The organism is Halomonas sp. R57-5, from assembly GCF_900070345.1.
Taxonomy (GTDB): Bacteria; Pseudomonadota; Gammaproteobacteria; order Pseudomonadales; family Halomonadaceae; genus Vreelandella; species Vreelandella ventosae_B.
Genome location: NZ_LN813019.1, coordinates 961,025 through 976,141, shown reverse-complemented (window position 1 = coordinate 976,141; position 15,117 = coordinate 961,025). Strand labels below are relative to the sequence as shown.

General features: G+C 47.2%; 13 protein-coding genes. All 13 read right to left on the bottom strand.

Going from position 1 to position 15,117, the window contains the following annotated elements; translation table 11 throughout:
- Positions 1-45 precede the first annotated feature (45 nt).
- Positions 46-816 (bottom strand): amino acid ABC transporter substrate-binding protein, encoded by a 771-nt coding sequence (locus tag HALO_RS04400; RefSeq protein ID WP_035580499.1) that lies wholly within the window; start codon positions 814-816, stop codon positions 46-48.
- Positions 817-982: 166 nt separating this feature from the next.
- The gene (locus HALO_RS04395) at positions 983-1,660 is read right to left on the bottom strand and encodes a hypothetical protein (protein WP_035580501.1); all 678 of its coding nucleotides are present in this window, start codon (positions 1,658-1,660) and stop codon (positions 983-985) included.
- A gap of 199 nt (positions 1,661-1,859) precedes the next feature.
- Complete coding sequence (locus HALO_RS23440) at positions 1,860-3,311, bottom strand: flagellin N-terminal helical domain-containing protein (protein WP_050713107.1); 1,452 nt, start codon at positions 3,309-3,311, stop codon at positions 1,860-1,862.
- Positions 3,312-3,563: 252 nt separating this feature from the next.
- A complete protein-coding gene (gene pseI, locus HALO_RS04385) occupies positions 3,564-4,613 on the bottom strand; it encodes a pseudaminic acid synthase (RefSeq protein ID WP_035580505.1) in 1,050 nt (349 codons plus the stop codon).
- Positions 4,614-4,628: 15 nt separating this feature from the next.
- Positions 4,629-5,138 carry a UDP-4-amino-4,6-dideoxy-N-acetyl-beta-L-altrosamine N-acetyltransferase gene (pseH, locus tag HALO_RS04380; RefSeq protein ID WP_081899090.1) on the bottom strand — a complete coding sequence of 170 codons (510 nt, stop codon included), beginning with the start codon at positions 5,136-5,138 and terminating at the stop codon, positions 4,629-4,631.
- On the bottom strand, positions 5,135-6,253 hold the full coding sequence (gene pseG, locus HALO_RS04375; RefSeq protein WP_035580507.1) for a UDP-2,4-diacetamido-2,4,6-trideoxy-beta-L-altropyranose hydrolase: 1,119 nt from the start codon (positions 6,251-6,253) through the stop codon (positions 5,135-5,137). The genes pseH and pseG overlap by 4 nt, the downstream gene beginning before the upstream one ends.
- A complete protein-coding gene (pseF, locus tag HALO_RS04370) occupies positions 6,250-6,948 on the bottom strand; it encodes a pseudaminic acid cytidylyltransferase (RefSeq protein WP_035583492.1) in 699 nt (232 codons plus the stop codon). The genes pseG and pseF overlap by 4 nt, the downstream gene beginning before the upstream one ends.
- Before the next feature lie 6 nt (positions 6,949-6,954).
- A complete protein-coding gene (locus tag HALO_RS04365; RefSeq protein WP_035580509.1) occupies positions 6,955-8,016 on the bottom strand; it encodes a polysaccharide pyruvyl transferase family protein in 1,062 nt (353 codons plus the stop codon).
- A gap of 5 nt (positions 8,017-8,021) precedes the next feature.
- Entirely contained in the window at positions 8,022-9,197 is a 1,176-nt protein-coding gene (gene pseC / locus HALO_RS04360) for a UDP-4-amino-4,6-dideoxy-N-acetyl-beta-L-altrosamine transaminase (protein WP_050713105.1), read from the bottom strand.
- On the bottom strand, positions 9,197-10,195 hold the full coding sequence (gene pseB / locus HALO_RS04355; RefSeq protein WP_035580513.1) for a UDP-N-acetylglucosamine 4,6-dehydratase (inverting): 999 nt from the start codon (positions 10,193-10,195) through the stop codon (positions 9,197-9,199). Before pseB ends, pseC begins: the two co-directional genes overlap by 1 nt.
- Positions 10,196-11,476 (bottom strand): hypothetical protein, encoded by a 1,281-nt coding sequence (locus HALO_RS04350; RefSeq protein ID WP_035580515.1) that lies wholly within the window; start codon positions 11,474-11,476, stop codon positions 10,196-10,198. It lies immediately after the preceding gene.
- Positions 11,477-11,499: 23 nt separating this feature from the next.
- Positions 11,500-13,803, bottom strand: a complete 2,304-nt coding sequence (locus HALO_RS04345; RefSeq protein ID WP_092490810.1) for a glycosyltransferase — start codon at positions 13,801-13,803, stop codon at positions 11,500-11,502.
- 271 nt (positions 13,804-14,074) lie between these two features.
- The gene (locus HALO_RS04340; RefSeq protein ID WP_035580516.1) at positions 14,075-14,962 is read right to left on the bottom strand and encodes a flagellin N-terminal helical domain-containing protein; all 888 of its coding nucleotides are present in this window, start codon (positions 14,960-14,962) and stop codon (positions 14,075-14,077) included.
- Positions 14,963-15,117 lie beyond the last annotated feature (155 nt).

Sequence of the window (15,117 nt, the reverse complement as noted above, 5' to 3'; positions counted from 1 at the left end):
GGCCGTGGCATTGCCMCGGCCGCGTAGAACGGATAAATCCAGCGGTTACGGCTGGGTGATATCAGTATCAAACCACTTTTCGGATATCTCGCGCAGTTCACCACTTTCGCGAAGCTCAGCAAGGGCTGCGTCAACGCGGTCACGTTGCTCACGACCCGCCTCGTCATCACGAAACGGCAGCGCATTCTCAATGGTCGAGAACGGCTGGCCAGCCAGTTCTAATGGTAAGCCTTTCTCTTTAATGACCTGCGTAGCACTCACGCGATCCATGACAAACGCCTCAACACGGCCTAGTGCCACATCTTGCTCAATGTTGGACTCATAGGTGCGAATATCGATTTCATCGGCGTTCGGCTGCTCACGCAGTAGCTGCTCGTAGTTCGAGCCCAGATTAACCGCAACACTTTTGCCGGATAAATCTTCCACACCTTGAATGGCATCATTACCAGCCCGCACTACCACCTGCGCGCCGTCATACACGTAAGGCGAAGTGAACACATACTTCGCTTCACGCTCCGGGGTGATCGTAATCTGGTTAGCGATGGTGTCAATACGCCCAGACTCCAGCATACCTGCCAAGCCCGAGAAGCTAGCCGTAACGAACTCAATGTCATCACCGGTGATCTCACCCACGGCGTTCATTACATCAACTTCAAAGCCTTGCAGCTCGTCCTGCTCAACGAAAGTAAAAGGAAAATAACCACCGGACATGCCCACACGGAGCGAATCTGCATGAGCAGCGGCGGCAAACAACCCGCTGGCAACACTCAACGAAAGCGCGGCCAGGGTGAGATTGAGCTTACGGGGTAGTGGCATGAGTCTGTTTCCTCGTTGGTCGATAGTGCGACGATGCGAATAGCCAAACAAATAGTCATGAAACATTAATGTCGGCTATTTTACCCCTACGACAAAAGCATACAAAAGAATATTAAAATTAATTTTTATTCTCTTATTGAATATGCTGTCACAAAGGGCTTCATGGCTACTTTTGTTTGATAGCCAGGAACGTTTTAGGGGTAGCAACTTGGCGTTCTGCATCCAACACGCTTCCGCCTAACGCTGCCAACTCCTGGGTAAACGCAACCAGCTTCTCCAACTGCACCTTATCAAAACCGCGCCTACGCTTGGGCTTTTTGAGGATCACACTTACGCCACCGATTAAGTGCTCTTCTTGCAGGAAGGCCTCTGGAGAGGGCATCACTCCTGGTGGATAGGCATTAGCAATCCGCAATGGATTTTGCGGGGTAACGCCTGGCACGCTGTAAACCTGAAAGGCCGCATCATAGTGGGCCTCCCACTTTTGCAGGCTCGAGAACAGCTTTTTGTTGAGTGCGATATCCGGTTGATCAAACATCACAAACAGTACATGAGTGCTCTCCTCTACCGCCACAGGTGCCACCTCCTCTACGCTATCTTCACTCTCGGGTAACGTAGAGGAGGTATTCATCTGTTTAGCAACAGCTGGGGACTCAACGGGGGTTTCATTGCTCTCATCGGCTGGCGCTGGCTGCCCAAGTCTTAGCCACTCTCCGCCACGCCACATTCCGCCTTCGAGTACGCCTCTACCGCTTAGTAAGAAATACATGCCAACGACCAGGCTGTTGAAACTCAACCAGCCTGCAGCAATCGCTAAGGTTACCGCCAGTTTTTGCGGATCCATGGGGTGTTTTCCTGCCCAATGACGAACGTAAAATTTGGGCACCCGCAAGCCGACGAGTGCCAAGATAACGACTCATTATCGAGCAAACGCTGGGAAGATCAATTTTTGCGGGCTAAGTCATTAGTGGTAGAGATTTTAGAAGAAGCAAGTCCAGTAGGTGTTGGGGCTCCCACAATTAACACACCGATCGGCTAGTTAATTAATCCAGCAGAGAAAGCACGCTTTGTGGATTCTGGTTGGCCTGAGCTAGCATCGAGGTGCCAGCTTGCTGCAAAATCTGTGTACGCATCATATTAGATGCCTCTACAGCATAGTCAGCATCCTCAATTCTCGACTTAGCAGCTCCCAAGTTCACTTGCTCCTGGCTCAAGGTGCCAATGGCAGATTCAAAGCGGTTGTTGAGCGCCCCGTACTGMCTTCGATAGCCATCAACCTGCCCCATTGCCTGCTCAAGCTTCTGCATTGCTTCTAAAGCCTTTTCTATAGGATCCAGTGCCACCCCTTCAAGTCCCAACGATTGAGTGTCAGAAGGCGTGGGAGCGATCGTGATGGAATCCATTTTCTGACCAACACCAGCACTAACCACTATGTTTGTAGGGGTGCTAACGGGGGTCGACACCGGTTCTGGGTCGTCGTATTCAATCGGCATGTCGTCCCAAGTAGCCCTGGCATTAAATGAACCTTGGCCTACCACGAAAACAATCAGGTTTTCCGTTACTTTGTCGAAAGTTACTCGCTCCAGCATATTTTCCGATAGATTGCCGTTGTTAAACTCGGTACCGTCATCATCAGCCGATGCCTCATCAAGCCGATCACCGTCGCCGCTATAGGTAATTTTCATGTCGTTATAATCAAGCTCAACAGGCGGCGAGTTTAGGTCATAGCTCCCCGCTGCATCTTGAAGCAGGCTAGCATCGTAGCTGGCCCCAGGCTCAAACCCATTTTCAGCCGTGAGTAGTGAAGCATTAATATCCGTAACGTCTTGTGACTGCCATACATGGTCAGGATGAGCCCCATCAATGGGCGTCCCTATCAGGTGCTTCCCATCTTGAGTGAATATCTGAATGTCGTCATCCAAACCTAAAGAGTTTATCTCCAGCGTGACGTTAGTCGCACCCGCAGGTACGTAAGCCAATGAAACTGTACCGGAGGTAAAACTCTCAAAACCAGGCCCAAGAAGCTCAGTAATATGAGCTGCGTCGCCTAGTTTAACCGGCAATGGCCGTGGTTCCGCGGGTGCGAGCGGCGTCTTACCAAACGCCTCTGTAATGAAAGCGAGTCGGTCGACCTCCTCTGCGAGCTGCTGATACTCGGCATTGATTGAGGAACGGTCAGCATCAGAGAGGGTGCCATTGGCGGATTGAATGGCGAGCTCACGAGCTCGTTGCAAAATATCGTTAATACTATCAAGACCACCTTCGGCAGTTTGCATCAGTGAGATGCCATCGTTAATGCCTTGAGTTAACGTCTTTCCAGCTTGAAGATTGGACTCCATGCGGTTAGCAATAGCCTGCCCGGCAGCATCATCCTTCGCCCCATTGATACGCAACCCCGAAGAAAGGCGCTCGATTGCAGTCTCCATGGCAGAGTGTGAGCGCTTGAGCTGGTTCTGACCGTTTAAAGAGAGCAGATTCGTATTAATCACCGCCATTCAGGACATCCTTGTATACAGTTCGTTAAATTGAGTAACGGCAGGAGTGGTCGAAACTTTAAGGCTTGATAGAGAAAATACTTAAATTTCATGGAATTCCGGAGCAATACTTTCCGTAAACCAGTAGTATCAAGGTGACCGTCGGAATGTGCTCTCTTGAAAATGAGGTAATACCGTGACCTCCACTTTTATCCACCTATCTCCTGCTTGGCATGAAATACAGTGAACACAAAAGAATCATGAAGGCACGTATTACCCAGATCCCAACACGGCCTCCTTCACTGGCGTGTTAGCTTTCACATCTATTACAACTGTCTTTCCGATAATGTCTTTAAGCATCTTGGGCGGCAGTCCATATCCTGGTCTTACGCTTCTTACGGAATCCCCTGTTATTACATCACCCGATTTTAGATCCTTAACAAAATATAAAGACCGGCGGAATTGAACGTTACCTTGTTCACTAGATTTACGGCCGTAATCCACATCACCCAGTGCTTGCCAGGCCGTCTTGGTATCACGGCATAAGTCTGCAAGTTCACGAGGTTCGAGCGAAAAGCTATCATCCGGGCCACCACCATTTCGATTGAGAGTGAAATGCTTTTCGATGATTGAAGCACCAAGTGCCACACTAGTGACCGCAGTAGTATTATCAAGAGTATGGTCAGACAACCCCGTTACTAAACCATGCCGCGCGATCATATCGGGTATGGTACGCAGATTGTAGTCAGAGGCGGGAGCTGGGTAGCCACTGACGCAGTGCAAAACCGCCAATTCTTTACAGCCGCCTTCTCGGGCCGCTTCGATGGCCTCAGAAATCTCCTCTACATTGGCCATGCCAGTGGAAATAATCATCGGCTTGCCGGTGCTGGCCACGTATTTGATTAGGGGTAAATCCACTGCTTCGAACGAAGCAATTTTGTAGGCTGGTGCGTTGAGATCCTCTAGAAGATCAACCGCTGTATTGTCGAAAGGAGAGCTGAAGATGGTTATCCCTAGCTTGCGGGCATGCTCAAACAGCGGAGCATGCCATTCCCAGGGCATGTGTGCCTCTTGGTAGAGTTCGTATAGTGTACGACCGTCCCAAAGGCCACCTTTGATCTTGAACTCTTCGTTAGCACAATCCAGCGTGATTGTGTCAGGTCGGTAGGTCTGTATTTTAACCGCATCGGCGCCCGCTTTCTTTGCCTCTTCAATTATTCTCTTGGCATTCTCAATACTACCATTATGGTTGGCTGACAGCTCAGCGATAATATAGGGCAAACAAGAGGGGCCAATTACACGCCCAGCAATTTTTATCATCATATAAAAGTTAACTCCTTAAAATGCTTGCCATTCGTTGTAGAGAAGTGCATAGCCAATGACATCATGATAGGCCTGACCATCAAAGTGATGATCGCGTAGACAAGACTCTTGTTTAAAACCTAAACGTTCATGAAATTTTCTTGAGCGCGTATTATTTGCGAGCGCTTCGCCACATAGCTTATGCAATTCCAGTTCAATGAAAGCGTATTCTAAGGCGGCAATACCTAATGAATGGCCTCTGCCTTTTGGTACCTTTGGGGAAAGGTAAAACCCCCACTCCCCTCTCTTCGCCCTTGGGTCTATAAGTTGGATATTAACGAAGCCAAACGGTTGACCATCTTGCTCAGCTATCAGTAAGTGGCGGTTAGGGTTTTGTTGTGAACGTAGAAACCACTGACGGTGCTCACTCTCACTTATTTCGTGCTGCGTATACATATTGCAACGCACTTCAGGTGCGTTGCGCCACTGCAACAGCATGGCAAGATCCGCTTCTGTCAGGGGTCTTAAGTTCGTTGAGTATGTCATGCAATTCTACTTTTTTGTAACAAGACATGGCAAAGAAAATCAATACCTTGACCTGTAGTGAGACTGGCAGCAGCCTCGCTCATTTGCCACAAAATCCCCCTCTCTAACAGGCTATTCATCTTCCTCGACAAGTCACTTGTATTTACACTATCAAGAAAAACTGCCGCACCAGCACTATTAAAAGCCTCGGCAATCGCTCGCTGGTTATCCGCTAACACCAACAGTAGGGTAGGCAACCCCAGACAGCAGCGCTCCCAGGAAGTGCTACCCGCTGCACCGATAGCTAGATCCGCCTCCGACATACGTCGCGCCATATCACTGACGTTAACCACCACCTCAGTCGGCCAAGGCAATGCGTTTGCCTGTACTTTGACCTCATTCAACCAGGGCGCCGTTGCGCCCATAATTACGCTAATCTCACAACCGTCAGGCAGATCACACTGCTTGAGAGCTTTCAATACCTGCCCCGTTACATTGTTTTTATCGACACCACCAAGACTAACTAGCAAACGCTTAAATCTGGGTTGTTTCCGACGGCGAGCAAGACTAACTTCTCTCCATTGGGCAAACTCTGGGCGCAGCAAAGCAAACTCTGGGCCGATAAGACAGTGGCAGTACGTGGGTACCAAGGCAGTATAGTCCCCGGCCTCTCGTCCAAGATTTTGATCTAGCAATACATCTGCAAGATGTTCCCGATCAGCGAGATCATCGATAACAAGTAGTCGAGTTTTAGCTGGGCAAACATCTTCTTCCCAACGAGCATCCAACGCGTAGTGATCAACGACTAGCCAGTCAGGTACATGATCTTCATAAATGGACCGGCAGGCMCCTGCATCGGTTTGCCATGGAGCTCCCAGCCAGTGGGCGTGATAAGGCAATGCGAAGTCTTCTGTCAAAACGAATTTTTTTATCTCCGTCTGCCGAATGTAATTAAGCCGAAATACCTGAAAGCCTTGCATCTCAATTTGTTCAATCAAATGGCCTTTATGTTCACGGCAAAGGAAGTAACACTCAGCGCCATGTTCGCGTAGCGCGTTAGCCAGCGTTAGGCAGCGCATCACATGGCCAGTACCAATTTCAAGCGACGCATCAACCCGAAAAGCGATAAGTTTCATGATGATTCTGTCAAAAATGCTTTGAACAACCATTCAGCACGCTGCCAGTCCTCTGGAGTATCTATATCCTGTACGCGGTGGCGTGGTAGCCGAATCGGTATAGTGTACTTGCTAAAAAGAGCACGCCCTTCTGACCATGCTTTCGCACGCCCCCAATAGAACTGTCCAGCATCATGCCACGCTTCCTCTAAATCCTGAGAACGAGTAGTAAAATGCTCGGGCTGAAACATTGCCACACCCCCTGATCGGGTCAAGCGTAGAGCCCTTTGAATAGGGAACGCATAGCTAGTCACAGTTACGGCATAATCGGCTATGGAGTCATTGGCTAATTCTTGCCGAGCATATTGAAGGTCACTTGGCTGCACGAACGGAGCAGTGGCATATAAGCAGCAAACGGTTTCAGGAGATTGTTCGTTCTTAATGAGCCATTCAATCGCATGCGCAATGACAGGGATAGTGCCAGTGTAATCATCAGACAATATTTCAGGACGAATAAAAGGAACTTCTGCGCCCCATTGACGCGCAACTGAAGCAATTTCACCATCATCTGTCGAGACAATAACACGCTCAAAACATTGACTCTCAAGGGCAGCCTCAATTGACCAAGCAATCATGGGTTTCCCACAAAAAAATTTGACATTTTTGCGCGGAATTCTCTTACTGCCACCTCGCGCGGGTATTATGCAAATAGTCATTAGCATTTAAGCCGAAGCAATCTTACAAAAAGCATCATGCGCAGCCATACTAAATTTGTCGATCTGCTTCTCAAGCCCTGAAAACTGAATAAAGCCACTTTCTTTATCTTTATAGAGTATCGCTAGCAATTGGTATATAGCACTTACATTTACTCCCTTTCCTCCATTTCCTCCATTTCCTCCATTTCCTACATAGCATGGCTGGCTTATCTTTCTAGTAATTGTAGCGCCATAGTCAGCACCGCGGCCATCTTGCTCAATGAGGTAAGAAAACTTTCTTCTTGATAAAGCACTTACATGTGCATGAACACGATATCCAATATGTAAATCGCACGAATCATAGACATTTAACCCATTATTTAATTCATATATCTTATTGCACTTAAGACCATTCTCGATACAAAAATTTTCCACATCCGGATTAATACCATGCAAACACACCTCAACATCAGCCATGGGAAATATACTTACAACACCGCTATACAAAACTATGAATGATTCAATATAAGAAGATGCATAATGTGGATCCGAAATTATTATTTTCCTTACCTTCTTATCGCCCACCCTAAAAGATAGCCCTTGCCTCTCAGGAGAATAAAATGCCACATCACCATCTAACATAGCATTTTTCATACCAAGGTAACTAAAAAGAAACTGAGTCAAAACACCGCGTGAGCTAAATAGAAAAGCCTCTTCGTCCATCTTTAACAACAACTTTATTGTTGCCTTATCTAACCCAGCATATATATCCTCACTTTCGGAGACTAACAGACTAGTTCCAGATGAAATCACTGAATAAGGAGTTTTTGAATCAACAACATTTCGTATAAATGGATACACAACTTTCTCTAAATCATACCTAACTGCTAAACACGCAAATATTATATGATCTGCCTTCTTAACTTTTGCTTGTACATTACTCCATGAGTCCGCTCTAAAAACAACCTCACACTTACAGCCGGGATCTACACTTGACATACCTTTAATTACGGATTCAGTTATTAACTTATCCCCTATGTTTTTAGAACCTTTTTCTGGATATGTTCCAATAATCAAGTAATTTTTCATAACATTCATTTCCGCCGTAAAGCTTTGAGAAGAATACTGCTCAGCACCCTGATTATATTATCCTGCTGCTTTTCACATACCGTTGGATAGAGTGGCAAGCTGATCGCTTCAGTGTAATAGCGTTCTGCCTCAGGAAAGTCACCATTAGCAAACCCCATATTCTGATAATAAGGCTGCATATGAACTGGAATGTAATGTAAATTAACACCTATATTTTGCTGTCGTAATGACTCAAATACTTTCCGATGACTAATGGCAAGTTTTTCAATTTCAAGGCGAACCACATACAAATGCAACCCTGAATAGCTATCTTTATGCTGCCAAGGCGTAATTAAAGGCAGATTCACCAGTGATTGATCATAGCGTATAGCTAACTCGTGGCGACGAGCAACGTATTGATCAAGGCGCTCTAACTGGCTCAGTCCCAGCGCCGCTTGCAGTTCGGTCATACGATAGTTAAAGCCAAGGTCAATCTGCTGATAATACCAAGGCCCATCGGTTTCATGAGTCATCTGTGCAGGTTCACGGGTAATGCCATGGCTGCGAAGCAAGGCCATTTTGTTGGCTAACTCGTCACTGTTAGTAACCGCTATGCCACCTTCAGCGGTAGTAATAATTTTCACGGGGTGAAAGCTAAACACCGTGATGTCACTGTAGCGACCACTGCCTATGAACTCTCCTTGGTATTTACCACCAATGGCATGGGAAGCATCTTCTATTAGGTGAAAGCCATAGCGCTGGCTGAGCGCACTAATCGCCTGCATGTCGCACGGTTGTCCACATAGATGCACAGCAACAACGACCTTGGGTACGCGCCCTTCTTTTTCCGCTTTTTGTAGCTTAGCTGCTAACGCTTTAGGGCAGAGGTTATAGGTGCGAGGATCGATATCAACAAAGTCTACCTGGGCACCGCAGTACAACCCGCAGTTGGCTGAAGCAACAAAGGKGATTGGAGAAGTCCACAGCCAATCACCTTTACCAAGCCGTAGCGCTAAGCAGGCTAGGTGTAGTGCAGAGGTGGCACTATTAACAGCCAGGGCATGCTTTGCTCCTACATGCGTGGCTACTGCCTGCTCGAAGCTAGGCACTTGCGGCCCCTGGGTGAGGAAGTCGGACTTCAGCACAGAGACCACTGCATCTATATCAGCTTGAGTAATCTCTTGGCGACCGTAAGGGATCATTAAATAGCTCCGATTTTCTCACGATTTTGACTGATCCAGGCCTGAAGATCATCGTCTGTCATCCATTCACTATTATTATTACTTGAGTAAACAAAGCCATCTGGAACAAGCTTGCCGTCTTTAATTCGGTTAGCATCTTTGTCCCAGTTGTTGATCTGGGGTAGAATCTTAAAATGTTCGAGATATTCGTAAGTATAGTAAGCATCTTCAGCACTGATCATCTGCTCATGTAGCTTTTCACCAGGGCGGATACCTACAATCTTCTGCTTGGCTTCGGGAGCGATCACCCGCGCCAAGTCGGTCACCTTCATTGAAGGGATTTTCTTGACATAGATCTCGCCACCTTCCATATCCTCGAAGGCGTGCCAAACGAGTTCAACCCCTTCCTCTAGCGAAATCATAAAGCGGGTCATGCGTGCATCAGTAATCGGCAGTATGCCTCTATCTCGAATAGACATAAAGAATGGGATCACCGAGCCGCGTGAGCCCATAACGTTACCGTAGCGAACCACAGAAAACCGAGTGGAGCTGTGACCGGCATAATGATTGCCCGCGACGAACAACTTATCTGACGTTAATTTAGTCGCGCCATACAAATTAATCGGGCTACTGGCTTTATCGGTTGAAAGCGCCACCAGTTTTTTTACGCCTTTATCAATACAAGCATCTACAAGGTTCATCGCTCCAATAACATTTGTTTTTATGCACTCGAATGGGTTGTACTCAGCCGTGGGAACAATCTTTGTAGCCGCTGCATGAACAACATAATCCACGCCATCCAGTGCACGATAAAGGCGATCACGGTCACGCACATCGCCAATGAAAAAACGTACCCGAGAGTCACCTTCAAATTTCTTTGCCATCTCCCATTGTTTCATCTCATCACGGGAGAAAATTATAATTTTCTTGGGATTATAGCGTGCCAGAAGCATAGGTATAAACGTATGACCGAAGGAGCCAGTGCCACCAGTGATGAGTACTGTCTGATCATTAAACACTTAAGACTCCACTCGCTTGGATTGGGATAGCAGTTTAGAGACAGCATAAGCGACTTTATCTTTAGAACCCAAACTGTAATCTATAGCCTTTTCAGGCATTCTCAAAATATTTTCCTTTTCAACTTCTTTTATTTTAAAAAGAAGACCTGTAGCGAATTCTGCCTCAACGTCACCAATATAATCAGAGCAATAAACCGAAGGAATACCGAAATTCAACGCATCCAGAGCGCAGGTCGATGAATATGTGATATGGACGCTCGCCTTGGCGAGTGACTCATTGATTGAAATTTTGGTGGAGTCTTCAAGGCCGCACTTCACTCCCGCTTTCTTTAACAGCGCCAGCACTTTTTTAGCCTCATCCAAATGCAGTGGATGCGGCCTGATAACGACCTTCTGGCCTTTAATGCGATAAACTTTTTTTATCTCATCAACCGGCACAGGAATACCTTTTGACTGAGGCTGATGCGTATAGAGAATTCGATTCCCCTTCTCTGACACTAGCGCTGTGCCAGATGCATCAGCTTCCTCAGCCTCTTTAAAGACCGGGTTACCACCTTCAACGATTAAGCAAGAGTCAGCCAAAGCACTATCATTCAACAGCATCTTGGTTGCCATGCCGCTCCACGTCCAGAACACATCTGGCAGTAACGGACTGCAAACTTCATTTCTCTTAAACTTTGAGTAACATGGATGTTTGAAACCATTAATCCCATGCTGAACGTCGATAACAGTAATACCCAACATCTTACAAGCAAGAATAATAGGAAAATAATACAAACCATAATAAACTCTAACAACAAGAGCATCAACTTCTGAATTCTTCAGCAACTGATAGTATTTAGCCACCATTCCGTTTAAAAGATAAAACCTTTCTTCCATATTAGCTCGAATACTAACACCAAAATTCTCTTTCAACTTGGAATCAAAAAAATCTACTTCCTCTTTTTGCTTATTACTCAACTCCCTTTTAAACTGCGGCGACAGAAGCTCTAGTTTTTTTGCCTCAACTCCCTTTTCCTCAAACCCTTCAATTATATGTTTCAAAAAATCCTCATCAAAAAAATAACCAACTATCTTTATTTTTCTTTTCTCTGGGTAGCTACTAGACCCTACGCCAACCAGCGTTAGCCTTCCTTTCGTGATGGCCATATTTTTTCGGCTTATCTCTTGAAGGCAAAACTGAAAACTTTCCCTTATAAGTGGAGAATAAGTTAATGAGTGGCCATCCGGTAGGCTGGAAACAATTTCGTCATAAACATCAAATTTTTCATAAGCAAACATAGAAATTTGTTCCCTTAAAAGCTTCAATCAAGCAATGCAAAAAGATTATCATCTTGCCCCAAGAAGGCGGTTTCATTTGCAGCGAATTTTGAATTTAATTCATTATTATCTTTCTCAATCGCAGGTGGAAGCAGCTCCTGTGCCTCTAAAAATTCCAGCGCTTTTTCCTGGCTAACATCGGCTATCAACTCAAAAGCAACATCATGTGCTGCGAAGCCTGAACTGAGAATAAAGGCGAGCTTCATCCTTTCTTTCTCGCTTAGGGTAGCCATGCGTTCGTGACTGGGTAGAAAGAGCACATCGCCGCTCTCTTGCTCTGTGGCGCAGGCTGTTTGGGCGCTTAGCTTTTCTGGCAAATGACTGTAGTGGCTAATATTATGAAAGCGGTAAAAGCGGAAGCCATTGCGACTCGCCCAATGCTGTAGCTCTGCCAAATTGGGCTGTTTTTCATGAGTCAGTTGAAACGCGACACGCGCCTGAATTAACAGTGTATTGGCGAGCGTTTTTTTGCCATGCTCGAGCACAAGCATAGTATCGCTTAGCTCATCGAGAATCAGCCAGTCAAGATTGCCCAATCCGTCGATACTATCCAACGCCACGGTAGTAATGGGCAGCTCTGCCAAAGGCTTGGCGCCTAGATGGTGCCGCTTGGGAAGTTTTTCGAGCGGTAGCGGTGAAAGAATACTGGTCATTTCAGGGGCTACACAGGCGTACAGCGTTTTCGGCTTTCCATCTCCTAGCAGTGCGTGCTGAAATAACTGTATATACTCACTACCTTCGTATTGCTTGGCCTCCTTTATTTCACTGGCGGGGTCAAAGGCGACAATACCAAAGGCTTCCGTCGCCGCCATTTGGTCAGCAAGGCCGCTTTTGATCAAGCTAGCGCGGTTGTCGAGTACCATGATTTTACCTTTTATTTGCCAGGTAAAATCATCGGTAAGCCACAAACGGTTAACTTGTGGTTCGTTGCCCTGCTTGGCTCCAGAGATAGCACCAACCAACTCTTTAAGTGAGTTATCAACCTTGAATTCAGGTTTAGTTGCCAGATAGGCTAAGCGCTGACGATGGCGTTTCTTCTGAATAATGGCAAAGTCTTTATTTCCAGCGCGCAAGTTTACCAGCGGAGTTAAAGCAGTAATTAGCCGCTCCGTGGCGCGGTCGAGATGGTGCTTCTCTTTCCCCACTTGCCAAGCGCGCGCCACCAAATCCTGATACATATCTTCATCGTCGAATAGACTGATGACTGCATCCACTAACGGTTGAAGCTCGTCATCGCTGAGCAGATGTTGGTAGGGCTCTTTATAGCACTCATCCGGAAAATCATAAGAGAGGCCAGCATCGCCAATCATTTCGGGCATGCCACCGCGGTTGGTGATTAGCGCTGGAATACCGTTGAGCATCGCCTCGGCCAGCATACGCCCAGAGCTTTCCCACCATAGGCTAGGCGCAACAACCACACGAGCTCGACTGTAAGGGCCGCGCATATCGCTGGTGTTGGGGGTCACTACAACATTACTTAACGCGATACGCTGCTCCCCCATTCGACGAGTGGTTTCACGCAGCACGGCGGGCCAGTCAGCCCGGGCTTCTACCACTTCAAGCTCAATATCGGGTCTTTCTCGCTCCAGCTTTTCGGCCAGTTGCACAAATACGCTCGCGCCCTTTTGCCAACTAGGGTTAACAAACAATAGTCGCTTACGTTCATGGTGTTCGGCAATGAAGTTTTCTGGAGCGATAAACTTGCCTACCGGATTGGCGGTATAACCAACCTTTTTGCGGTACATATCAGCCGTAGCTTGGCTATCGGTGAGAATCAGATCCACATCACGACACCAGCGTGGTGATTTATAGTTGCCGTTCGCTAGGKAGAAAGCAACAGGTATACCGCGATCTCGTGCCTCATCGGCAATTAGCATGTCAAGCGTTTGGCCGCCGTAGAACCACACAACATCCGGCTTAAAAGAATCCAGCATGTAGAGGTACTGACTATACCAAAGCCCTTCTTCATGCGTCGTCAAATGATTTCGATTGTGACTATAACTCACCACCAACTTATGCGTGAGCGCGCCATCTTCAGCTTCTATCAATTGGTGTAGATGAGCGCTCAGGTCAGAGAATTTTTCTTTAAGCCGCCCCATTCCCTTTGGGTTATCGAATACGGTCGCGCCCAGCACTTGAACGTCATAACCACGAGACACCAGTTGCAGCAACATTTGACGCACGGTCATGCTGGCGCCGCTGGAGGTATCCAACAAGCAAAAGGGATTGGCCCAAAGTATGCGGGGCCTGCGTTTTTGAGTAGCGGATGCTTGAGTTTGCTTAACCATGAAGCGGCTCACAGGAAAAATGGCAATGTGCCTAGCTTACTGTGCTAGGGCAGTGAGCAAAGGCGCGAATCCGCCAGTATTTAGGTAGGTGTTCTCTCGATCAGCACTAACTTAAAGGTGGGGCAAGCAAGAAAAAGGGGCTTAATTATCGATGGCTAACAATTTCTATTTTTTCATGACTTAACTACAATGTAATTACTGAGTCTACAGGCAAAAAAACGGGGCCTKTTGGCCCCGCGATACTTTCTCTTGCATCATACCGACTAAGGTATTAGCCCAGCAGAGACAATACAGACTGTGGCGTCTGATTAGCCTGTGCCAGCATGGAGGTACCGGCCTGCTGAAGGATGTTGGCGCGTGTCATGTTAGACACTTCCACCGCATAGTCCGCATCTTCGATGCGCGAGCGGGCTTCAGAAAGGTTGGTAGAAGTGGTCGCCAGATTATCGATCACTGAGTCAAAACGGTTAAGCGTAGCACCAAGAGTCGCACGATTGGTGTCTAGCGCTTCAGTGGCAGTATCAACTGCATCTACTAAAGCCTTGAAGTCAGTATGTGCAACACTACCACCACTTTGGAGCGTAAACTCCATTCCGTTACCCGCATCAGCAATTACACCGCCGCTGGCGGTATCTAGATCCAGGCCATCAACTGTGGCATCAAGTCTAGAAACGCTAATAACGTCCTCAGCTTCAGTATTGGAGCCAACCTGAATATTAAGGGTAGCGCCGGCACCACTTGCTACGTTTAGCAGGTTAGTACCGTTAAAGTTGTTGCTGCCAGCTACGCGATCAATTTCAGCTAGGCGCTCGTTGATCTCGGTAACGATCGCATCACGGTCTTCTGTAGCGTTGGTGTCGTTGGCGCCCTGTACCGCTAGCTCACGAATACGCTGCAGGTTGTCGTTGATTTGATCAAGACCGCCTTCCATGGTCTGTACCAGAGAGATACCGTCGCTAGCATTACGGCTAGCCTGATCCATACCTTTGATTTGGGCAGTCATTTTGTTGGCGATGGCTTGGCCAGCAGCGTCGTCAGAGGCGCTGTTAATGCGCAGGCCAGAAGACAAACGCTCTTGCGCTTTGGCCAGCATAGACTGAGAGTTAGACAGGTTGTTCTGGCCAATCAGGGCCGTAATGTTGGTGTTGATTACAGACATGTGAGTGCTCCTCGAAATTTAACTGGCCTTGTGGCCTGCTTAGCGGCACTTGCGTTGCCGTTATTATAATTAACGGCCTCCCCACCAACTTCTTTAGAAAAAACCGTTCTTTTTTATGTAAACTACTGTAACTCATCTGATTGATGCGACAACTG

What these genes read in the sequence shown, in the direction of transcription:
- HALO_RS04400 (WP_035580499.1), bottom strand. Translation starts at nt 816, where the DNA reads ATGCCACTACCCCGTAAGCTCAATCTCACCCTGGCCGCGCTTTCGTTG.
- HALO_RS04395 (WP_035580501.1), bottom strand. Translation starts at nt 1,660, where the DNA reads ATGGATCCGCAAAAACTGGCGGTAACCTTAGCGATTGCTGCAGGCTGG.
- pseI (WP_035580505.1), bottom strand. Translation starts at nt 4,613, where the DNA reads ATGATGATAAAAATTGCTGGGCGTGTAATTGGCCCCTCTTGTTTGCCC.
- pseH (WP_081899090.1), bottom strand. Translation starts at nt 5,138, where the DNA reads ATGACATACTCAACGAACTTAAGACCCCTGACAGAAGCGGATCTTGCC.
- pseF (WP_035583492.1), bottom strand. Translation starts at nt 6,948, where the DNA reads ATGACTATTTGCATAATACCCGCGCGAGGTGGCAGTAAGAGAATTCCG.
- HALO_RS04365 (WP_035580509.1), bottom strand. Translation starts at nt 8,016, where the DNA reads ATGAAAAATTACTTGATTATTGGAACATATCCAGAAAAAGGTTCTAAA.
- HALO_RS04350 (WP_035580515.1), bottom strand. Translation starts at nt 11,476, where the DNA reads ATGTTTGCTTATGAAAAATTTGATGTTTATGACGAAATTGTTTCCAGC.
- HALO_RS04340 (WP_035580516.1), bottom strand. Translation starts at nt 14,962, where the DNA reads ATGTCTGTAATCAACACCAACATTACGGCCCTGATTGGCCAGAACAAC.